This is a genomic window from Bacillus sp. JJ1532 (assembly GCF_036965085.1).
Classification (GTDB): domain Bacteria; phylum Bacillota; class Bacilli; order Bacillales; family Cytobacillaceae; genus Cytobacillus.
The window spans coordinates 1-22,352 of sequence record NZ_JBALOW010000003.1; the positions used below are offsets into that span (position 1 = coordinate 1).

The 22,352-nt window shown below is 37.2% G+C and carries 18 protein-coding genes and 2 pseudogenes; 14 read left to right on the forward strand and 6 right to left on the reverse strand.

The window, feature by feature from the left end; genetic code table 11:
* The first annotated feature begins 239 nt into the window (after positions 1-239).
* Entirely contained in the window at positions 240-746 is a 507-nt protein-coding gene (locus V7122_RS01460; protein WP_335525583.1) for a hypothetical protein, read from the forward strand.
* A gap of 170 nt (positions 747-916) precedes the next feature.
* Here the strand turns inward: V7122_RS01460 and V7122_RS01465 are convergent, their stop codons facing one another.
* Complete coding sequence (locus tag V7122_RS01465) at positions 917-2,623, reverse strand: ABC transporter ATP-binding protein (protein ID WP_438824757.1); 1,707 nt, start codon at positions 2,621-2,623, stop codon at positions 917-919.
* Between the two features lie 282 nt (positions 2,624-2,905).
* On the opposite strand from V7122_RS01465, the gene V7122_RS01470 reads away from it, so the two are divergent.
* The 3 genes from V7122_RS01470 to V7122_RS01480 are packed head-to-tail and all read left to right on the forward strand — an operon-like array spanning position 2,906 to position 7,721.
* Positions 2,906-4,348 carry an ABC transporter permease gene (locus V7122_RS01470; RefSeq protein ID WP_438824759.1) on the forward strand — a complete coding sequence of 481 codons (1,443 nt, stop codon included), beginning with the start codon at positions 2,906-2,908 and terminating at the stop codon, positions 4,346-4,348.
* 16 nt (positions 4,349-4,364) lie between these two features.
* Complete coding sequence (locus V7122_RS01475) at positions 4,365-5,879, forward strand: ABC transporter permease (protein ID WP_335484475.1); 1,515 nt, start codon at positions 4,365-4,367, stop codon at positions 5,877-5,879.
* Between the two features lie 27 nt (positions 5,880-5,906).
* Positions 5,907-7,721, forward strand: coding sequence for an ABC transporter substrate-binding protein (locus tag V7122_RS01480; RefSeq protein WP_335484473.1), 1,815 nt, complete (start codon positions 5,907-5,909; stop codon positions 7,719-7,721).
* A gap of 107 nt (positions 7,722-7,828) precedes the next feature.
* On the opposite strand, the pseudogene V7122_RS01485 reads toward V7122_RS01480, so the two are convergent.
* Positions 7,829-8,096: pseudogene (locus V7122_RS01485) on the reverse strand (FMN-binding negative transcriptional regulator); the annotation flags it as partial.
* Between the two features lie 33 nt (positions 8,097-8,129).
* Complete coding sequence (locus V7122_RS01490; RefSeq protein WP_335525586.1) at positions 8,130-8,744, reverse strand: FMN-binding negative transcriptional regulator; 615 nt, start codon at positions 8,742-8,744, stop codon at positions 8,130-8,132.
* A gap of 121 nt (positions 8,745-8,865) precedes the next feature.
* Here V7122_RS01490 and V7122_RS01495 point away from each other — a divergent pair.
* From V7122_RS01495 to glaH, 4 genes and pseudogenes are all read left to right on the forward strand, one after another.
* A pseudogene (locus V7122_RS01495) lies at positions 8,866-9,240 on the forward strand (PLP-dependent aminotransferase family protein); the annotation flags it as partial.
* A 249-nt stretch (positions 9,241-9,489) separates the two neighbouring features.
* Positions 9,490-9,711, forward strand: a complete 222-nt coding sequence (locus tag V7122_RS01500) for a heterodisulfide reductase-related iron-sulfur binding cluster (RefSeq protein WP_335525587.1) — start codon at positions 9,490-9,492, stop codon at positions 9,709-9,711.
* An 865-nt stretch (positions 9,712-10,576) separates the two neighbouring features.
* Positions 10,577-10,912, forward strand: a complete 336-nt coding sequence (locus tag V7122_RS01505) for a DUF3870 domain-containing protein (protein WP_335525753.1) — start codon at positions 10,577-10,579, stop codon at positions 10,910-10,912.
* 307 nt (positions 10,913-11,219) lie between these two features.
* A complete protein-coding gene (glaH, locus tag V7122_RS01510; protein ID WP_335525588.1) occupies positions 11,220-12,161 on the forward strand; it encodes a glutarate dioxygenase GlaH in 942 nt (313 codons plus the stop codon).
* Between the two features lie 248 nt (positions 12,162-12,409).
* Here the strand turns inward: glaH and V7122_RS01515 are convergent, their stop codons facing one another.
* Positions 12,410-13,798, reverse strand: coding sequence for an amidase (locus V7122_RS01515; RefSeq protein ID WP_335525589.1), 1,389 nt, complete (start codon positions 13,796-13,798; stop codon positions 12,410-12,412).
* Positions 13,799-14,280: 482 nt separating this feature from the next.
* Between V7122_RS01515 and V7122_RS01520 the strand changes: the two genes are divergently transcribed.
* A complete protein-coding gene (locus tag V7122_RS01520; protein ID WP_335525590.1) occupies positions 14,281-14,724 on the forward strand; it encodes a GNAT family N-acetyltransferase in 444 nt (147 codons plus the stop codon).
* Positions 14,725-14,776: 52 nt separating this feature from the next.
* Here V7122_RS01520 and V7122_RS01525 read toward each other — a convergent pair whose 3' ends face one another.
* Together V7122_RS01525 and V7122_RS01530 are read right to left on the reverse strand one after the other, a co-directional pair.
* The gene (locus tag V7122_RS01525; RefSeq protein ID WP_335525591.1) at positions 14,777-16,060 is read right to left on the reverse strand and encodes an acetamidase/formamidase family protein; all 1,284 of its coding nucleotides are present in this window, start codon (positions 16,058-16,060) and stop codon (positions 14,777-14,779) included.
* Between the two features lie 57 nt (positions 16,061-16,117).
* A complete protein-coding gene (locus V7122_RS01530) occupies positions 16,118-17,524 on the reverse strand; it encodes a sigma-54 interaction domain-containing protein (protein ID WP_335525592.1) in 1,407 nt (468 codons plus the stop codon).
* 262 nt (positions 17,525-17,786) lie between these two features.
* On the opposite strand from V7122_RS01530, the gene V7122_RS01535 reads away from it, so the two are divergent.
* Genes V7122_RS01535 through V7122_RS01555 form a run of 5 tightly spaced genes read left to right on the forward strand, consistent with a single transcriptional unit; the run spans position 17,787 to position 22,350 of the window.
* Entirely contained in the window at positions 17,787-18,983 is a 1,197-nt protein-coding gene (locus V7122_RS01535; RefSeq protein ID WP_335525593.1) for an ABC transporter substrate-binding protein, read from the forward strand.
* Positions 18,984-19,036: 53 nt separating this feature from the next.
* Positions 19,037-19,912, forward strand: a complete 876-nt coding sequence (locus V7122_RS01540) for a branched-chain amino acid ABC transporter permease (RefSeq protein ID WP_335525594.1) — start codon at positions 19,037-19,039, stop codon at positions 19,910-19,912.
* Positions 19,913-20,899 (forward strand): branched-chain amino acid ABC transporter permease, encoded by a 987-nt coding sequence (locus V7122_RS01545; protein ID WP_335525595.1) that lies wholly within the window; start codon positions 19,913-19,915, stop codon positions 20,897-20,899.
* The gene (locus V7122_RS01550) at positions 20,880-21,656 is read left to right on the forward strand and encodes an ABC transporter ATP-binding protein (protein WP_335525596.1); all 777 of its coding nucleotides are present in this window, start codon (positions 20,880-20,882) and stop codon (positions 21,654-21,656) included. The genes V7122_RS01545 and V7122_RS01550 overlap by 20 nt, the downstream gene beginning before the upstream one ends.
* Entirely contained in the window at positions 21,649-22,350 is a 702-nt protein-coding gene (locus tag V7122_RS01555; protein ID WP_335525597.1) for an ABC transporter ATP-binding protein, read from the forward strand. Before V7122_RS01550 ends, V7122_RS01555 begins: the two co-directional genes overlap by 8 nt.
* Positions 22,351-22,352 lie beyond the last annotated feature (2 nt).

The window sequence follows — 22,352 nt, forward strand, 5'->3', positions numbered from 1 at the left end:
GGGGTGTTTTGATGAATTGGCTGACAAATAGCATGAATTGGCTGACAAACCTCTATATTTGGCTGATAAAGTGCTAAAATTGGCTGACAAACTACCCAAATTGGCTGATAAACCATTCAATTTGGCTGACAAACCCATTTTTAACAATAAATCAGACTGCTGCCCGCTTATGATCAGGTGAAAATGGTGAAATAACTTGAATATTTCCTTTATAATTTACTAGGAGTATATAAAATTGAATGAAAGAAGGTAATCCTATGAGTGAAAGGGCAAAAATTTCACAAAAAACGGCTATTTTACTAGAACGTGCACGGAGATTTGGTGTAGCTGATGATGTGTTGCTTGCCAGTAAGGCAAAAGGAGATCCCACCCCGTTAAAAGTTGCCGAGGAACAATATTATCATTATGATGATTTTTTTACCTATGCGAAGAATCATGGTGAGGATATAGAGTCCGCTATAAAAAATGGCTACATAATGAAGTTTAATACAAATGGCGGCATCCAGACCTGGCTAAAAGAGCGATTTGGTTTAGAGGCCGAACGCGATTATCACTTTAGTCCCGGAAATTTTACTCAATTGAAACTGTCCATGGAACAGGCCAAAGTTTTGCTCAGTGTATTAGCAGGCAATTGGGTTATGCTGATATCTTCCGATGGGAATGAATATGTGGCGGAGGACTATGATTTTGCTGATGGGATTGAAAATGTGATAAATGCTAGTTTAATGATACGATCCGAATTTTAGTAAATGACTTGTTTGGGGGCCTGCGAGGAAGTCTGTTTAACCTGACTTTCTCGACAGGCTCTTTTTTGGATCTCGCTCGTGCTTTGTTTCCACATGAAATTTTGAAACAAAACACCTTTTAACACCACTTTCTATTACTACTATTAAAAAAACCGCCCCCATCAGGACGGTTAGAACACTGGAACTTTCGGCATGGCCACCCAATGGCCATTTGATACCTCGACAAGCTCCGATGTGCTTAATTGATATTTATCATCATCTGTTTGCTCTTCCATCAAGACTCTCTTTTTCTGTCTTTCAATTTTCGGATCGGGAATCGGAATGGCAGAGAGCAGGGACTTCGTATAGGCATGCTGCGGATTGGAGTAGAGCTCTTCGCTTTCGGCTAGCTCGACAATTTTTCCTCGATACATGACAGCGACACGGTCACTAATATGTTTGACCATTGAAAGATCATGGGCAATAAATAAATAGGTTAAGCCAAGTCGATGCTGTAAATCTTCTAACAATGTGACTACTTGTGATTGAATCGAAACATCTAGTGCCGATAGCGGCTCATCACATACGATGAATTTCGGCTCTACCGCTAAGGCGCGGGCAATGCCGATCCGCTGGCGCTGACCGCCTGAAAATTCATGTGGATAGCGCAAAGCGTGTGATGGTTCCAGTCCCACCATATCAAGAAGTTCTTCCACTCTTTTCTTCCGTGCTTCTTTACTAGGTGTCAGTTTATGAATATCCAGTGCCTGCCCAATAATATCTAGAACCTTAAAGCGTGGATTCAGTGATGCATAAGGATCTTGGAAAATCATTTGCATATGCCGGCGCATAGTTTTCATTTCGTTTTGGGTAAGTCGATTAACTGGAATCCCTTGGTATAACACCTCGCCGCCAGTAGGCTCATGAAGCCGCAAAATCGCTCGGCCTGTTGTAGACTTGCCGGATCCAGACTCTCCAACAAGCCCTAATGTTTCACCCGGTTTAATCTGAAAGCTAATATTATCTACGGCCTTCAGAACATTTCCCTTGCCTAAATCAAAGTATTGCTTCAGTCCATTGACTTCAAGTATGGATTTACTACTATCAATGCCAGGCAAGATGAGCGGGGCCGGCTTTGGTTTCTTTTTCTCATTAAGTCTAGGCAGTGCATTTAGCAGTTTAAGTGTATAAGGATGCTTTGGCGATTCAAAGATTTCCTCAGTCGTTCCGGTCTCTACAATTTCACCGTTTTTCATGACGACTACCCGATCACACATACCCGCAACGACACCAAGATCATGAGTGATTAAGATGATTGATGTGCCAAATCGTTCTTGCATATTTTTCATAAGATTTAAGATTTGAGCTTGAATGGTCACATCTAGCGCGGTTGTCGGTTCATCCGCAATTAAAAGCGTTGGACGGCAGGCGAGTGCAATCGCAATCATGACCCTTTGCCGCATTCCTCCTGAAAATTCATGGGGATACTGATTATAACGCGTTTCACTGTCGCGAATTCCGACTAATTTTAATAATTCTATTGCTTGATTCTTCGCTTCTTTTTTCGATAATTTTTGATGTTTGATTAGACTTTCCGCTATTTGCTTTCCGATACGGATGGTTGGGTTTAGGGAAGTCATCGGGTCTTGGAAAATCATACTGATGTCGCGGCCGCGAATATGTTCCATTTCTTTTTCTGTTTTGTGAGCAAGATTTTCTCCTTGAAAAAAGATCTCGCCGTCTTTCATAAATGAGGGCGGAGAAGGGAGCAGCCGCATAATGGATCTTGCCGTTACACTTTTTCCGCTTCCAGATTCCCCTACAATTCCTAAAGTCTCACCTTTTCTGACTTCAAAACTCACACCACGCACAGCTTCAAACTCTTGATCTCGGGACATGAAGGATACTCGTAAGTTGTTTATCTTCAATATTTGTTCCACACTTCACACCTGCCCATATTCAACGTTTTAAATTGGTTACTTATATACATGTATATACATGAATGTTTTTAGTAAAATAAATATATTCTGCCATTTGTTATTTTTATCAGCCACATAGTCTAGTAAGAATAACTATATTTGCATAATAACTAGATGTTGACTTTAGTATTCGAATTAAAATATACTATACTGGTCGGAATAATGCAATATACACGGAAGGAGGAAATTCCCATGGAAGTTATCAAGGGTGCTAATGCAAATAAAAGCTTAAGTTTTTCAGAAACCTTAAGCCAATCTTACAAGAAAATGCAGCCTCATCCTGCCTATAAATGGCTTATATATATTCTGGGCCTTCCGGTGCATCTCATTGTTTTTATTATTTACCTTAACAGCAGAAAACGAGATACATATTCCTCTCTGTTTAAGGAAAAAGAGAACCAACTTGCTGAGTCCGGGCTAAGGGAACAGTTAAAGCAACAATATAGGGATCAAATATTACGGAAACAAGCGTTTTTCGGACAAAATCAAGAGGAAGCCAAAACAGATCAACTTGCGGCAATTTGGGCTGAAGAACAGTTTCAAAAAATAGTATCTGAAAGAACAGCTGAGCTCTTAGAACAACAAGGGCATGAAAGATTAACTTATGAATCCATTTTTCAGTCGCTCGTGAAGCATCCGCTGTTTCTATTATTAACGTTTTTGCCCGGATTGCCTATGTATCTTTTAATTTTCATACATAGCAACCCTTATTTGAAATATATATTTGAAAGATTGGTTATGAGTATATTTGTTATTGTTGGTGTCGCGTTTTTCGTATTTAGTATTTTGTATATTTCGCCTTTCGATCCGGCAGCAAACATACTCGGGGAAACCGCTACAAAAGAACAAATTGCAGCTTTTAATCAGATTTACGGTCTTGATCAGCCTTATCTGACACAATTATGGAATGCCATGAAAGGGATTTTCACCTTTGATTTAGGAGCCTCTTATTCTGGTAATGAAGAGGTTGCTGCAAGTATTGCTAGAAAGTTCCCAATAACGTTAACGCTAACACTCATAGCCTTAATCATGGCGATTGTTATTTCGATTCCGATCGGAATTATTTCAGCAACAAGGCCAAATTCTTTCTTTGATTATACGTTTATGTTTATTGCTCTTATCGGATTATCAATCCCTAACTTTTGGCAAGGACTTATCTTTATTCTGAATTTCTCGATTAAATTGCAATGGCTGCCAGCCACCTTCAATCCGCAAAATTGGCTGTCCATTATTATGCCAGCAGTTGTTCTAGGAACGGGCTTAACTGCCTCAATCGCTAGGATGACCCGCTCGGCTACACTCGAAGTAATCAATGAAGATTATATTATTACGGCGAAAGCCAAGGGACTAAATAAACGCCAAGTATTATGGAAGCATGCGGTGGGGAATGCGATGATTCCTGTTATTACGGTTATTGGACTCATGTTTGGCGGCATGCTTGGCGGAGCGGCCGTTACGGAAAAGGTATTTAATATTAGCGGAATTGGAAGCTATATTGTTGATAAGCAATTTATACCTGATATCCCGAGTATTATGGGTGGAGTTGTCTATATTGCGATTACCATTTCTTTAATTAATTTATTGATCGATATTCTGTATGCGTTTTTTGACCCGCGGATCCGATCAAAAATGAAACAATATTAAAGCAGGTGTATAGAAGATGTCTACTCATATGAGGGAAAATGAAAGCTATTTTAAGCAGCACGCACTAAAAATTTCACCAGAGTACAGGCAGGCAAGCTTTACGTCCATCACTTCACTTGCTTTGACTGTCATATTTCTATATAGCAGCTTTAACTTTGCTGCTAATACGATAAAGCCGTTTGTGTTTGGTGTTTTTATCGCTTATGCGCTGTTTACGCTTGTACAAATCGTCATTACGTTGAAAATTAAGCAAGATCTTAAAAAGTCTGGCGAAATACGAAAGTCAACTAGAGTTCTAGGATACTTTCAGCTATTAAGTATTTTAACTGCAAATGTATTCGTGGCGACTTTTGCCTTTCAGCTAATTAGAAGAGAAAAATCACCCGAATATATTTTTGCTGTTTACATGCTGCTCACTCAATTTTTCATTATTGCCGTGTCAGCACTGAATCTATTCAAGCCCTATGTCTCTGATACCTTTCTGCCATCAATGGGCTTCCTAATCATTACGGCGGTATTCTATTTGGCAGTCCTTATTTTTACTGCAAAGGATCGAGGAGGCAGCGGAAAGGAAAGATTGAAGTTCGTTTTGGGTATACCATTAGTATTAACTGCTATTACTGGCAACCTTTTTGCACTAGTAATAGGCATTCATTTTATTAGAGAAAAATGGAGAAACAATGAAACTAGTATAGGTAAGTGGTATAAAATTTGGGAGAAAATTTCAACGAATACTACCTCCATGCTAGGGTTGTTTTTTATCATCTTTATTTTTTCGATTTCCATCTGCAGTTATTTGACCTTTGATTATAGCATGGCAGTGGATAACGATTATAGTGCTATACTCCAGGCTCCCAGTCTTACTTATCCGCTTGGAACAGACAATTTTGGCAGGGATTTATTTTCTCGAATTGTTTTCGGAGCAAGGATTTCTCTCATTGTTGGGGTATTATCGACTGCGATTCCATTTTTGATTGGGGGATTCTTAGGAGCGATTTCTGGCTATTATGGAAACCGCACGGACAATATTATTATGCGTTTGCTTGATATATTGTACGCGATTCCAGGTATTTTACTGGCGATTGTTATTATTGCCGCGTTTGGTTCTAACGCTGTAACTCTTGTGATTGCCCTTAGTGTTGGGTCTATTCCAACGTACGCGAGAACGATGCGTGCTAATGTTCTAATGGTCTCAAACCTTGAATATGTTGAATCTGCACGAGCACTCGGAACTAGCAATCTATCAATTATCTTTAAGCATGTGGTTCCGAACTCACTTGCACCTATGATTGTGAAATCTACACTAACGATTGGCGGTGCGGTTATTGCCACAAGCAGCTTAAGCTATCTGGGCCTAGGTGTCGAGCCGCATATTCCGGAATGGGGAAACATATTGAAGATTGGCAGCACCTATCTTGAATCCCATTCATATTTAGCCATCTATCCGGGGCTGGCTATTATTGCTCTCGTTTTATCCTTTAACTTTTTGGGAGATGGGCTTAGGGACGCTCTTGACCCGAAGCTTGATTAATATAATTAAATTTTAGGAGGAAAGATTATGAAAAAAATGATTCCGCTACTCCTTGCCTTCGTCTTAATGCTGGCAGGATGTGTGAAAACTAAATCAGATGTTAATGAAAAAGCTGGATCTGATTCTAAAGCTGGCGGTACTGCTAGCGAGCAAGTAGAAATCGAATTACTTGGAATGAGCAGCGGGGAGGAAGATCTAAATATTCTCCGTGACCAGCTTGTTAAAAATGGATTTAAAGTAAAACTAAATATTCAACCTGACTATGGCAGCTTTAAAGCTCAACAAGATGCAGGTAATTATGATGCAGCATTATCTAGCTGGACAACTGTAACAGGAAACCCAGATTACGCTGTCCGTTCACTATTTAAAACAGGCGGAGATTATAGCATCCTAGCTGATTCTGAAATTGATGACCTAATTGATAAAGCAAGCACGCAAACTCCTGAGGAATATGCAGAAACGTATAAGCAATTGGAACAGAGTCTAGTATTTGACAAGGCTTATATTGCACCATTGTACATTTCTTTAAAATCACAGGCAGTAAACAAAGACGTATTAAAGCCTGAATCTGTTAGACTTTCTAAATCTCGTGCACTTGCATGGGAGCCGATTGATTTTATTGATGAATCAAAGCGTGCAACAGAACCGCTTATTTTGTCTCAGACTATGTCGACTTTAACATCACTTGACCCAATCAAGGGAAATGATGGTTCCATCAATCAGATTAATACAAATATGTATGTTCGTTTAATTAACTTAACAGATGATGACAAAATTACATCTGACGGTTCACTTTCTCTTAACCATAGTATTGCAGAAGGTAATGAAGAGTATTATTTCATCTTAAGAGATGATATTAATTTTGCGAAAATCACTGATAAAAAAGCAGTTGATACAGGCGAACGTGTTGGTGCAGACGATGTTATTTTCTCTTTAGACCGTGCGAAAAATAAAGATTCCGTGCCTGATCACCGCACATACAGCTTGCACGAGCATATTAAGGATGTTGAAGTTGTAACTGATTTAAATGCACTTGATCAAGTGAAACAATCTAGCGGCAGCGACTCTGTCAAAGTAGCTCTTGAAAATGGCTTAGATACTAAAATTACTGAACTCGTTGCAGATAAAACACAAGCGAACAATAAAGAAGGTAAATATCAAGTTGTAAAAGTAACAACAACAGAACCTTTCCCGCAAGTGCTTAACTATTTAGCACATCAATCAGCTGGGATCGTTTCTAAAAAGCAAGTCGAAAGCATTAACACTTACGACGTAGCAACCTTTGATGTAAACAAGGATATTCCGTATGGTGACCAAAACACAGTAACAGAAGGCGACAAATACAACAACACTTTATACACAAGCGGCCCGTACATCCTTTCACACAAGAACGATTATGAAGCCATTTTCTATAAAAACCCTGGCTACATGAAAGGAACAGAGCACGAGCCAAAGATTGCTAATATTAAACTTCGCTTCATCAAAGATATAGATAGTTCTCTATCTGCCTTACGTAACGGCGAAACTTACGTATTATACGGCATTCCGGAAAACAAACAAGAAACCGTTGAGAGCGACAGCAAGTTAAAACTTCAAAGCATGGAAAGCAACGGTGTATCTTACCTGCTTTTCAACACAGCTAATCGAGATGTGGCCAAGAGTGAAGACTTAAGAAAAGCCATTCTACACTCCATTAACCAAGATGAAATTCTTAGCTACTACCATGGCAAGAAGGTCAAAGCTGTATCCACAGTAAGCCCGCTTGTCAAAACTGGACTCGAGCTGAAAGCAGATCCTGCTAAGGTGAAAGAATTCCTTGAAAAATATCAGTCTAGTAAATAATTCATAGAGAAAAACGGATGGGTGCGTGGGCGCCGATCCGTTTTTTTTGTTGCTGTGATGGGATTAAATGAGATGATTATTCATTGTGAAAAGCCACAGTGTTTCCGCATGCTAAGATCTTCTTTAAGCTCCTCTTCATTTAAAATGCTGGCTGTTCCATATACATGTACGGCTTGATAATTCAATGTTGGTACATTTTCATGCGCGTACCAAGAGATAGTATGCGGTTCCTAATACATAACAAGCACATGCTCACACGTTTCAAATGTTTTCCATTGAAGATTCCATAAGCCATGTGGCCAGTAATGTAGTAATCTTCGTCTTTTCTGGAAACCCCAAAGGCAAATAAGTAGCCATTGGTTTCCCTTTCTTCATTGTTCTGATTTATTTAAAAGGAAAGAAGTATGATTACTTGTTGTTTAAATTTTCTTTCATTAAAAAGGCAATTTTCTTTTCATCCATATTTGAGCTCTTTTCCAGTTGATTAACAATTAGCTCTTTTCGGTAAGATGAATGATTTTGACTTAACTTTGCTTTCCCCTCTATCTTGTTGATTTTTATTTTAAATCCTTGAACTCCTTTATTCATCCCATCAAGGAAATTAGCGTCTACATCTTGCAGTCTATATGAACTATCTGGAGCTTCATATTTCAATACCAGGTCCTGTAAGGAATCTATTAATTCTTGATCATCCGCAATAAGTTCAACTTCTCCATACACATGAACGGTCACATAATTCCATGTTGGAACGGCTTTATTTGTCTCATACCAAGAGGGAGATATATAGCAGTGAGGGCCATGAAAAACAGCTAAGACCGTTTGATTTTCAATATCTTTCCATTGGGGATTTGGTCGTGCAAAATGTCCATATAAGTATGTCTTCTCCTTATCCAACATTAATGGCAAATGTGTGGCGAATGGCATTCCATTATGTTGAGAAAACAAAGTCGCAAACCCATTTTCCTGTATGACATCGTAGACTGCTTCTAATTCTCTCATTTCAAAATGCTTAGGGATATACATAAGAATCCTCCTTCTATACATCTGAATATTTAGATAAATATTGTTAAAAAAATAATACGATACAAACTGACATTTAAAAAGGTACAATAGTAAATAAATATACATGTCAGAGAGAATTGCAATGAAAGATACCATTTTTACTTTTATTAATGACTCTTCCAAATACAAACAAATCTACGAGCAATTTAAATTATTCATTGAACAAGGAGACATTTGGGCCAATGAACAATTGACATTCATTCCTCAAACTGGCAGACTCTCTTCAAATAAGCCGCAATACTACATTAATGGCTTATTAACAGCTAGTAGCTGAAGGGTATATACGTGGAGAAGAACGAAAGGGTTATTTGCAAATCAATTAGAACCTTACTTTTTTCAAGGGGAATTCATCCCGCAAAGTTTACAACAACAAGCATCGGCAGCCCCTGTCCTCATTGATTTCCGAGCAGGAGCGGTTGAGCAGATACATTTCCCTTTAAAAAGATGGAGAAGAATAGCTTTTTCAATAGGCTTTAAGATTGTGGTCGTTGCATGGTGTAAGGCTACCTTCAAAATTTGTTATTCTCTCTTTCATTCTCGTTTTTTTCATTATAACTATAATTATATTATTTTTATATAAAATAAATAGAATACTTAGAATCCTTTGTTTGGGTACAATTTGTAATGTCGTATACAGTAATACAAGTTACTGCAGCTTTGACGTTTTTACGGTTATTAGTAAACAGAAGTTCACTACAATGAATCGATGGAATTGTTGGATCAAAAGATGAATCATATAGAAAAAGTGGAACCAGATATCATCGTCACAAGTAATCCAGGCTGTCAATTACAGATGAAATTAGGTGTGGAGTGTGGAGGGAAAACAGAAAAAATAAAAGTTGTAAATATTGTTGAACTGCTAGCCGAAGCTATACTAGTTCATAAACAACGGCAATCGCCTACATTCGTTTCAACAAATATTGTATAGAAAAGGGTAAGTTCCTAAATAATTAAACGTACTTAATAAATAGTGGAAACTATGTTTATTAAAACATAGTTTCTCCACTTTTTTAAAAAAATATAACTCTAGCATTCATTAGCGGATCCGGAATTGCAGTAACAATGACATCGATCAATACGAATCAAAGTCCTTATCATATTACGTCACAAAATTTATTATTTACTTAGTATCTGGACTGATTGGCATTGTAATAGGTCACTGACCTTATAAAAAGGAGTGGAAAGACTAATTCCTAATCAAAGAATAAACTAAGACTGAATTTTATTTAAATTCTAAATTGACAGATAAAGTAATGATGGGTAATATGAATTTATATACAATATTTGCGTAATGATTATGCTATACCGGTAAATAGATTGAGGATAATGAGACAATTACAACTTCAGTATTTGGATTTACGGAAAACAAAAAGAGTTTCGTAGAGAAGTACGTTCTTTCTTACAAGCGAGGAAACGAAAAGGAAGCATTCGACATCCATGCTGATTCTTGGCTAAGTGGTTATTGCGAGGAATTTTCGAAAATGATTGGGACAAAACGCTGGATCGGGATTACATTTTTGAAAGAATACGGAGGGCAGGCAAGTTCTTCGATTGATCGTTACATTATTACACAGAAGAGCACATAGCGTTCGGAGCTCCTTGCATCACACTGGTTTGCTGATGACTTCCATATTATTATGGGGAAACGAACGATTCACGTATGTAATGCCACATCTCCAGCTGCAACAGTTTTAATTGAAATTGGAAAAGAAGTAGTTAATAGAATACCAGAAGAGATAAAATTAAAAGAAGCAACACTAGTTAATAACTTTCTTTCGAGAGGTAGGATCAGCATGTTTTACGGAAAAACAATTTTCATTGCAGGTCACGCTCGTTTACCACAGGGAATGGCAGCAAAAAGTGTCTTTGAAACATTAACCATTACTGCTGAAGTTGATGTTAAATATGGTGTTGTACTAGAGGCGTCTTGTACTTTGGCAACAGAACATGGACGTGAATTTATTGGACGCATATTAAGAGGAACTAGTTTAAAAGATGGTGTAGAAGATACAATTAAAGAGATTCAGACTTTTTACCGGGGGAAGGCAACAAATGCCCTCATTGCGGCATTAAAGGATCTTGACATCCATTTTCATCAAATTAAGGCTGATGAAAAGCAAAAGGTATAATTTTAGGATTGATTTGACAGCTGGATTTATAAGTACTATAATAGCATTATAAATATTTATAATATTTCCACCTTTTGAAAAATTCCTTTTCTTTATCGTGGTTCGTTATAAATAGTTGGAAACAGGAACATAAATAACAATTAACTGCTAATTCGCTGTGACTCTATTTATATAGAGCAGTAAAGTGAAAATAAGCCAGTTGTACATGTGAATCCCTTATATATTAGGGGGTAATGTGCAACTGGCTTTTTATATTTATGATTTCCTGAATCTTGCTTATATTACACTAAATAGGAGGAAGTAAGCTATGACATTGACTGTAGAAAAACAAAGAGGGAAGTTTGAAAGAAAGACGGAGAAATATGAGATTAAAGTTCACCCACAATCAGAACGTTTGTATCACATTGAAATTTCAAAAGAAGCAATTCAAGGGTTTTTACATGCAGTTAAACAAGATAATCATACGGTTCAGCATTTAGAATACACGCCATACGCTCGTCTTATTGTTGCTTCTCTACTTTTAGATCAAGTTGGTGAAGAGTTCGCTGAATTACTACGAAATATTGTTCATGATCGTGAGTCTGGCGGATTTACGATTGGTTTAGAAGGTGTTAGCCAGGAAACAGCTGAATTCGTCATATTCTCCACTGCTATTTCCTATTTACTAGGTTCATCAAACTTTGATTCAATGTCAGGTAAATACTATGCACGTTTTACTGTTAATCATACAGATAATAGTGACTCTTACCTCCGTCAAGCGTATCGTTTATTTACACTTCATACGGATGGTACATTTGTAGATGAACCAACAGACTGGCTGTTAATGATGAAAATGGTAGAAGAAAATGCGCGTGGTGGTGAATCTCGATTATTACACCTTGATGATTGGAAAGAACTTGATAAATTTGCGAACCATCCATTAGGAAGTCATAAATTTACTTATAAAGCACCTTCAAGTAAGAATGTTGATAAAGAGATTCAACGCTCAACCTTCTTCAATTACAATAACAAGCCAGGTGCATGTTTCATAGACCAATTTGTTTATCCGGAAACAATTGAAGAAGCAAAATATTTACGAGACCTTTCTCAATCAATGGAAACTGATGAAAGTGTTATAGAACTTGAACTACCTGTCGGAGACCTGGTTGTAGTCAATAATATATTCTGGCTTCACGGCCGTGCGGCCTTTGAAGTAAATCTAGATTTAAATCGTGAATTACTTCGTCAGCGTGGACGATTTAATCAATGATTGAGTGAAGAACTAAATATTTCGATATTTTGATTAAAAGACAAATTCATTTTACTGACTTCAGTTCGGAAAATGAATTTGTTCTTTTTTATTTTAGGAAACATGCTAAATCTTCTTTGGGTATATGGAAAGTTAACGGTACAAGTTACTAAATTTTAAGTTAATGAAACCAACAAAAAAGCGCCTAATCAGGTATGTTCAAATTTATTGTACCGGATTAGGCATTAATTACATTAGGGCTAACCTCCTTATTGATACATATCTTCTATAAAAGCAGCAAAGCGATACAGCTTCTTTTCGGAAAGAGGATGTCCGATTAACTGCAGTCCAACTGGCAAGCCTTTTTTAGATATCCCTGGAACAGAAATTGCTGGGAATCCGGTTGTATTCATTGGATTGGTCAATCGATTTAAGATACGAGTTGTTGTTTTTACTCCATCAATTATTAGCTCACGTTGATTGATATCTGTCGGTAACACACAAAGCGTTGGAGTAAAAATAATATCAACTTGTTTAAAAGCTTCCATTAATGAATCAATTGTTCTGTATTTGACTTTTATTGCATTAAGGTACTCGCTTGCCTTAATGTCATCCCCCTCTAACAAACGAGACTTAACCTCTTCTTCAATTTTATCAGGGTGTTCCTTTAACTCCCTTTCGAATATAGAAAAAGCTTCGGAGGCCATAATAAGTGAGGTTGCTGGATATAATTCATCCAAATGGTCAATTATGACTGGCTTCATTTGCACCCCATATTTTTTCAAATCTCCTATTGTTTCATTAATAGACTCTTGAACCTCTGGTTGCAAGATATCAAAGTAATAGCTTGATGGTATCCCTATTGTTAAATCTTTAACGGATTTCCCCAGTTCCTCAGTGAAATCCTCCTCTTTACGGTAGATAGAATACGGATCCTTTGCATCGAATCCTACCAATGAATTTAGTAAAATTGCATTATCTTTAACAGTCCTCGTCATTGGTCCAAAATGATCCAATGAAGAGGCTAGTCCGGCCGTACCGTATTTACTTACACTACCATATGTCGGTTTCATTCCTACAAGTCCGCAGCAGGAAGAAGGAATTCGTATGGACCCGCCTGTATCAGAACCAATTGCGCCGAAAGCAATATTACCAGCAACGGCAGCACCTGAACCAGAACTAGAACCCCCTGTTATTTTTTCGTGATTGTGAGGATTTCTTGAAGGACCAAAATATGAGCGATCACCACTTGCACCGAATGCAAATTCGTGCATATTCGTCTTGCCAATAATAATGACTCCTGCCGAGTTTAATTTATTTATTAGTTCTGCATCTACAGTTGGGACAAAATCTTTATAAATTTTTGAGCCTACTGTATTTCTCACTCCCTTGACATAAACATTATCTTTAACAGCAATTGGTATACCGTGTAATGGTCCTTTATAATTCCCTTTTTGAATAGCTGTTTCTGCCTCCATTGCATCGTTCATTGCACGGTCTTCCATTACAGTAATATAAGAATTTAGTACTTTATCTTTTTCGGCGATGCTTTCGAAAATTAGTTTAGTAACCTCAACAGGAGAAATCTCCCTCTTCTCAATTCCATTGGCCAAATCAGCTAAACTCCATGTTAATACGTCGTTTGATTTTACTTTCACTTTATTCTCTCCTTTGCTATTTTTTGATTTTGGAGCTACGTTGAATCTTCGTTCTTTGTTTATACATTATGAATCATCAGTAAAATTAACGTATACTTTATCCTTGACTTACCATATCTGTAACAATATTCACAAGTTCTGGTAATAGAAAAGGAGTAATTACTTTTACAATTTCGATTGCAATATACGGCAGCACCCCACGGCATTAATCTACATCTCTAACGGAATTCTTGGTTCCACACTATGCACTATAAAACTGTTCAGATCAATCGGTGGAAAAACAAAACCTTTTGCACATTTGAATTCTTTCCGAAGCTAAGTTCATTCTAATCTATCCTTTTTTACTAGAGGAGATAAATTTTATTTTTTCGGAATTTGTTGATTTTTCTAAAATATATTGTAAATTATTTATAGCAAAGATTAGGTTAAAAGTGAATTATTTTGAGTGTATGTTGAGGTTTTTAATTAAAAGGAGGAGTAAGATGAATAAATTATCAGAATGTATTGTTGAATTAACAACAGTCGAGCAATGGAAAGAAGCTTTTCCGATTATGAATCAGCTTCGCACTGATTTAACGGAACAGACTTATATTAAGTTACTTCAAGAAATGGAAAAGGAAGGATATCGTCTTTTTGCATTAAATGTAGGGGATGAGAAAGTTGCTGTAGCTGGAATAAGCTTGAGAACTAATTTTTACAATAAGCGTCATGTCTATGTTTACGATTTAGTAACTGACGTTTCACATCGTTCCAATGGATATGGTGAAAAGCTTTTAAATTATGTTCATAGTTGGGCGAGGGAAAAGGGTGCTGAGTATGTAGCTTTGGAGTCAGGGATTCAGAGAATAGCAGCTCACCGATTTTATGAAGAAAAGTTAGATTATGATAAATGGTGTTTTTCATTTCGAAGGGCTTTACAGGACTAAATAAATCAGTACCCCTATTAATAACAGCAAAAGGGGTACTGAATTTTTTTAGTTAGGTATTGTTTGTTTTATACTGATTCAAGACGTATTGTTCTATTTTCATCTTTCTTAATATGGATTCTGGAAGCATCATGGAAATGTAAACAACGCCACTAGTTCTTCCGATGTCAACACTACCTGTTACGGTAGCGCGGTTTCGCAATTCAGAAGCAGTCAGGTTAGTGGCTTGTTCAGCCCTTTCGATTGCATTGTCTATTGCTTCGTTTAATGTATTACCTGAACCAACAAACTGGACAGGGTATGATTTTTCAGATAAAGCGAAACCGTACTCCTTTGCTAATTCTTCTGACTTTTTATATTCATCTACACTGATTGGTTGAAAGATAGGATTTAAATTTTGTGCTGTTGGAATGATAATCGGACCATCCAGTGGTAAATTTTTAATCAAATGAATTTCAACTGTTACACAAGCAGTTACATCGGCAGTATGTCCTGCGAGCTCCCCATTTCCTTGTACCGAGTGAACATCTCCTATGTATAGTCCTCCGCCTTTTACCTTTACAGGCGCGATAATAATTGATTTCTCCGTTACTGTATTAATATCCATGTGGGCATCCGTTAAGTCTGTTTTATCAACATCATAGAATTCTGGTAATCTAGTTAAGCTGGCTAATGTGTCACCGGCATTACGAGAAGATGGGATATTTTTATTAGGAATGAGACCAATATTACCGATCATGAGATGTACTCTTGTAATCAGATTTTGGATATCTGATTTTGCTAAAATATTGACATGGTGCTGTTTAGAATTCTTAGGAAGTGGTTGGTCATCACTTATATTATTTGCTATGTTTTCCGCTGTTTGTTTAGGCACACTAATACCGATAGTTTTTTCGTCATTAAATATTAGAGTATATCCATTGCCGATTTTTTGTGGAAGTACAGTTTCATCACATACTGAGCATCTGATAGATTCTTCTCCTATTCCAGAAACATACGTGTTTGGGTTTTTTGTTTTGCAATTTGGACAAATCGCATCAACTGTTGGATCGTGCCCAAATCTCTGATTGATTGGGATACTATTTCCCGAAGATGTGTATCGAGATTCCATTTTGATTTCCTTAACGATAATAGCTACCGCATCCCCAGGATGAGCATCTTCTATCGCGACGGGAAGAGAAACCTCATGTCCACTTTTAATATTTGGCGTTATCATAGGTCCCCAACATCCTGGAGGTACCAATGTGGAAATTGAGTCTCCGCTTTTAATCGGACCAAGCATCCTTATACTAGGACCGATAATATCTGTGTATTCATCTACTTTAAAAATTGCCAATATCCCCACTCCTAATATTTCATAATTTTAGTTCATCTGATAAAAATAAATAAAATTCTACTCGATATGGGAGTAGAGATTAAATTTTTGAATTCGTCGAACAAGTGAAGATTGGGTCAATCCTAACGCTTTGGCGGTTTTACGGGTTGTTTTATGTTTCTGTAAGCTTTCTAGAATGATTTCTTTTTCTACTTTTTCCAGTGTTTGAGGTAAAGAGTCAACTTTTGAAAAAGGAAAGAAATAGTGCCCGTCTGCTTGTTTAAGGTGTAAAGTGAGATCAGAAAGAGATATTAGATCTTCATTAGACATAACGACTAATCGTTCTACAATATTTTCGAGTTCACGAATGTTTCCAGGCCAATCATATTGCAACATAGCTTTTATTACTTCTTGTTTTAATTTTTTTTGTTTTTGATATTTATTGTTAAACTTCTTTAAGTAATACGATAAGAGTGGAATAAAATCCTCCCTACGTTCGCGTAATGGAGGGATAAAAATCGATAAAATATTTAAACGGTAATATAGATCGGACCGAAACTTCCCTGCTTTTATCATTTCTTCTAAGTTACAATTTGTCGCAGCAATAATTCGTATATTTGCGTTTACAACCTGGGAAGAACCCACTGGTAAATAGGTTTTATCCTGCAATAACTGTAATAACTTAGCTTGTAAATGAAGAGGGAGCTCGCCAATTTCATCCAAAAATAGGGTTCCTTGATCAGCAAGTTTGACTAATCCAGGCTTTCCACTTGAATTTGCTCCAGTAAATGCGCCTTTTACATAACCGAATAGTTCGGATTCTATTAATGATTCAGGCATTGCAGCACAATTAATATGAATTAACGGTTTATTATGTCGGTTGCTCTGTGCATGGATTTGTTGAACAACGACATTTTTACCAACTCCGGTTTCCCCTATAATAAGTGCTGTAGTATCAACGGATGAAACTTTATTAATTTTATTGGTAAGATTTTTATGATGAATGCTATCCCCAATTAAGGGCTGTTCCTCAAACTGATCCGAATGCACGACACTCATCTTGCGAATCTGATCACTATATCTTCGAAGTAAGGCCTCTGTTTCTTCTAACTGTATAGATGTTTTTATAGCTTCTGTAATATCTCTTGAATGAGCTATTACATATTCAATTTGACCTTTTTGATCTTTAAGTAGAGACCCCGTAACAACATATTTCCTCCCGTTTGACATTTCCTGTACTGTTGTAACAGTTTGGCCAGACTCAAGTGCTAATTTAGTTACTGAAGGAAAAAACACTCCTTCAGCTTCTAAATCTCTTACAGATTTTCCAACAAGTTCAGAGCGATCACGATGACAAACTGCTGCACTGGCATGATTTAACCACAGACAAGTGCCGCTACTATCTGAGATGAAAATAGGGTCTGTTAAAGTATGAAGTAACTGAAATAAATGATCTTTTTCTAATGGAACGTCTTCCTTTTTCATTCTCAATCTCCTTTTTAATTGCTTGTGAAGAAATAATTCGAACCATTATTGAATCGACTTTAAAATTATGTAAAGTGTAGGGTGTTTTTTTGAACCAAAAATAAGTCGATTGATGCAATTGCGACTCAATATAAAGAATAGCATAATTTTATAACTATTTAAATAATTGTTTTTAATATAAAAATTCTAAATTTTCGACAAAATGGTGACGCTAATTTGGCATATAACTTGCAAGGAGTAATTGCAAAAGGAGGGTTTCATTATGAAGAAAAATAAACGATGGATGAAATTGTTATTGGCATCATGTATAGGCTCTGTCATGCTCTTCACTACTGCTTGTGGGGAGAGGGGAGAAAGAGGTGGAGAAAAAACCTCAGGTGTAGGTGAAGGGGACACAACAACCGAAGTAAATATCGGTGCTATTTTCCCGTTAACTGGTCACTCAGCTTATCAAGGAAAAAGCTTTAGACAAGCAATCGATTTAGCGGTAGAGGAAATCAATGAAAAAGGCGGAGTAGCAGGGAAGAAAGTAAATATTATGTTTGAAGACGATAAGGGGATTCCTACAGAAGGGGTTAACGCAGCCCAAAAATTAATTACTCAGGACAAAGTCTCTGCAATTCTAGGTAACTTTAACTCTTCTGTTACGATGGCAGTTCGTTCTGTGACAGAAAGAGAAAAGGTAGTTCAATTGACTCCGGGATCTACGGCAGATGAAATTACCGAACCTAATCATGAGTATATGTTCCGAAATCTAAATCCAAACAGTGCGCAAGGTCCAGCTATGGCTAAATATGCAGCGAGTGAATTGAATTTAAAAAATATAGCTATCCTTGCTGAAAATACTGACTATGGACGTTCTGGGGCAGACGCGTTTAAAGAAACGATAGAAGGAAAGGGCGATAAAATTTCTAGTGTTGAGTTTTACAATCAGGGGGATAAGGATTTCTATGCTCAGCTAACTAAAATAAAAAATGCGAATCCGGATGGAATTTACATTAGTGGATTACTTACTGAAGGGGCGCAAATTTTAAAACAAGCACGAGATCTTGGTATTGATACGCAATGGCTAGGATTAGGTGGATTTACAAATGACAACTTCCCAACATTAGCAGAAGGTGCTGCTGAAGGTATGATTCATGTTAGTTATTTCGAGCCGGGCGCTTATGATTATTTTCCAGATTCAAAGGATTTTGTAGAAAACTATAATAAAAAATATGGCGTGAATCCAGATATGTATGCGGCGAACGGTTATGAAGCTATGTACATATTAGCAGAAGCAATAGAAAAGGCTGGCGGTGGGGATCGCGAAAAAATTCGTGAGGCGATGGCACAAATTAAAGACCTACCTGGAGTTTGTGGACCAACTACTTTTGATGAAAATGGACAAGTCAATAAACAGATGCTGTTTGTAAAAATTGAAGACGGAAAAAGAGTGCCTATTGGTGCAGCAGATTGAGAATAAGGGCGTAATTGCCCTATTCTTTGCATCAATTAAGGAGGGAGAATTTGATGATTGAGTTTATCCAGCAAACAATGAATGGTCTAGTAATGGGGAGTAGTTATGTACTTATTGCTCTAGGGTTAACGTTAATTTTTGGAATGTTGAATATGATGAATTTCGCCCATGGGGAATTGTTAATGGTCGGAGCATTTACAGCTGTAGGCTTAATTTCAGTATTAAATGTACCCTATCTTCTTGCGTTTCCTATAGTGATAGTTGTAGTTGCTTTTTTAGGAATTATTATGGAGAAGCTTGCATTTAAGCCACTTCGGAAATCGGATCGAGTCAATCTACTGGTAAGTTCATTAGGGGTTTCGATCATCTTACAAAATGGAGTACAACTTATTTGGGGACCAGATCCGCGTGGATTGACCTCTCCTTTCAGTAACAGCCAAATTGTTATTGGGGATATCATTCTGAATGGACATCGTATCTTCATTTTTGTAACAGCATTAGTGCTGATTGCAATTCTTTACTACGTTATTCAACGAACGAATATTGGGATTGCCATGAGAGCGTGTGCGTTCGATATGGATATCGCACGACTCATGGGAGTGAAAGCGAATACAATTATCTTTTTAACGTTCTTTATGGGGGCCGGACTAGCAGCTGCGGCCGGTATGTTGCTTGCACCAATATTTAGTGTTTACCCAACGATGGGGGTCTCCGCAACAATGAAAGCGTTTGTGGTGATTATCCTTGGAGGAGTCGGAAATATTAGTGGAGCAATTGCTGGTGGCTTATTAATAGGATTAATCGAAACATATGCCGCAGGATATATATCTTCAGAATATAAGGATGTATTTGCTTTTATCATCATGATTCTTGTTCTCTTATTTAAACCTGCAGGCCTATTTGGAAAACATGTTCAGGAGAAAGTGTAAATGAAAAATAAAAAAATAATTTTCATAGGTCTCTTATCGTCCCTTGTCCTGGCTTTTCCTTTTGTATTCGTAGACGATTACCTTTTGCACATCTTAGTTATTAGTGGGATTAACATTATCCTTGTCCTAAGTTTAAATGTGATTGCTGGTTTTGCTGGACAGATTTCTCTAGGACATGCAGCGTTTTTTGGAATAGGTGCTTATACCTCTGCTTTATTGGCTATGAATGGATTACCGTTTTTTGTATCACTTATTATTGCTTCTGTTATTACTGCTATAGGCGGACTTTTGATTGGGTACCCGGTTCTTCGACTTCGGGGCCATTATTTTGCTATTGCTACCCTTGGGTTTGGCCAGATTGTACATTTAATTTTAAATAACTGGATGGAAGTGACCAAAGGACCGATGGGGCTGAGTGGTATTCCAAAGCCAAATGCAATTGGGTTTGTGGATTTTAGTTTAAAGATTGATTATTACTATCTAATTCTGATTATGGTCGGTCTCGTTATTTACTTATCTTTACGGATTAAAAAATCGAAGATGGGAAGAGCTCTCTATGCTATTCGAACCGATGAGATTACGGCAAGTTCAATGGGAATTAATGTAGCTTACCATAAGACGCTAGCTTTTGTCTGGAGTGCAGGAATTGCCGGGATGGCCGGTTCACTATACGCACATTATGTCTTATTTTTAAGTCCGGAAACCTTTCAGTTAGCCACCTCTATTAACATTTTACTAATGCTGCTCATTGGGGGAATTGGAAGTATAGCTGGTTCAGTGGCAAGTGGCTTATTCATTACATTCTTATCTGAATATTTACGCTCTTTTGCTGAATACCAAATGTTAATTTATGGTTTTCTGATCGTTCTTATTGTTATTTTTGCTCCAAAGGGACTGAGTGGAATATTTACTAAGAAAGTGAAGAAAAAGAAAAGTAAGAAACAGATAGGGAAGGAGGAGGAAGTCATTGAAAACATCTATTCTTGAAACAAAAGGATTAACTATACGTTTCGGGGGAGTCGTAGCAGTTAATAATGTTAATCTTACTATCAAGGAAAATAGCATATTTGGTTTGATTGGTCCTAACGGGGCAGGAAAGACGACGATGTTTAACTTGCTAACAGGCATTTACAAGCCAACAAGCGGGGAAGTATTTTTTAAAGGTAAGAATATTACAAATCTAAAACCTCATCAAATTCCTCCTCTTGGTATTTCAAGAACGTTTCAAAATATTCGATTGCTGAAAGATCATAGTGTATTCGAGAATATTTTACTTTCGAATCATACGAAGCTTTCTTATCGTTTTATTGATAGTTTTTTTCAAACAAGAAAATACCGGGAGCAAGAGAAAGAGAGTTACAAGTATATTGATGAATTGTTAGAACGTTATGATCTTTTCCATCTGCGTGATGATTTGGCAGATGACTTACCACAGGGAATTCAACGGAAAATCGAGATCATTCGTGCGATTGCTACAGGGGCAGAACTCATATTTTTAGATGAACCTGCAGCTGGGTTAAATCCAACGGAAACAATCGAGTTGATGGATATGGTAAGACAGTTACGTAGTGAAAAGAAAACGATCTTTTTAATTGAGCATGATATGAAACTAGTGAAAGGCATATGTGACGAAATTGCAGTATTAAACTTTGGCGAGCTTATCGACCAAGGATCTTACGATAGGGTGATTGCGAATCCAGATGTTGTACAGGCGTATTTAGGTAGGAGGAAGCAACATGCTTAGAGTAGAGGATTTACATGTAAATTATGGTGGGGTAGCAGCCTTAAAAGGAGTATCACTCGAAGTAAACCAAGGGGAAGTAGTGACTTTAATTGGATCGAATGGTGCAGGAAAATCAACGTTGTTAAAAGCAATTTCAGGCCTCATCCGTCCTAATCAGGGAAAGATATATTTTGAAGGAAAAGAGATTACTAATTTATCTCCCGACAAAATTGTTGAACTGGGTATTGCGCATGTTCCTGAAGGCAGAAGAATTTTTACAGATATGACGGTAATGGAGAATTTAAAAATTGGCGCTTATCGACAGAAAGATAAAGCAAAAGTGAAACAAGAAATGGAGAAAGTATTTTCTTTATTTCCAATATTAAAAGAAAGACAAGAACAAAATGCTGGTACGCTATCAGGCGGTGAGCAGCAAATGCTTGCACTGAGTCGAGCACTGGTCTCTAATCCGAAGTTTATTATTCTAGATGAGCCATCCCTTGGCTTAGCCCCAGTTATTGTTGAACGTGTCTTTGAGGTTATTGAAACAATCAGTCGTACAGGGATTACCATACTACTTGTGGAGCAAAATGCCACCTTAGCTCTTGAAGCTTCGGAGCGAGCTTATGTATTAGAGACAGGAAACGTGACGACATCGGGACCTTCAAATGAGATTTTGGAGGATGAGAGAATTGTAGAAGCATATCTTGGATAGGA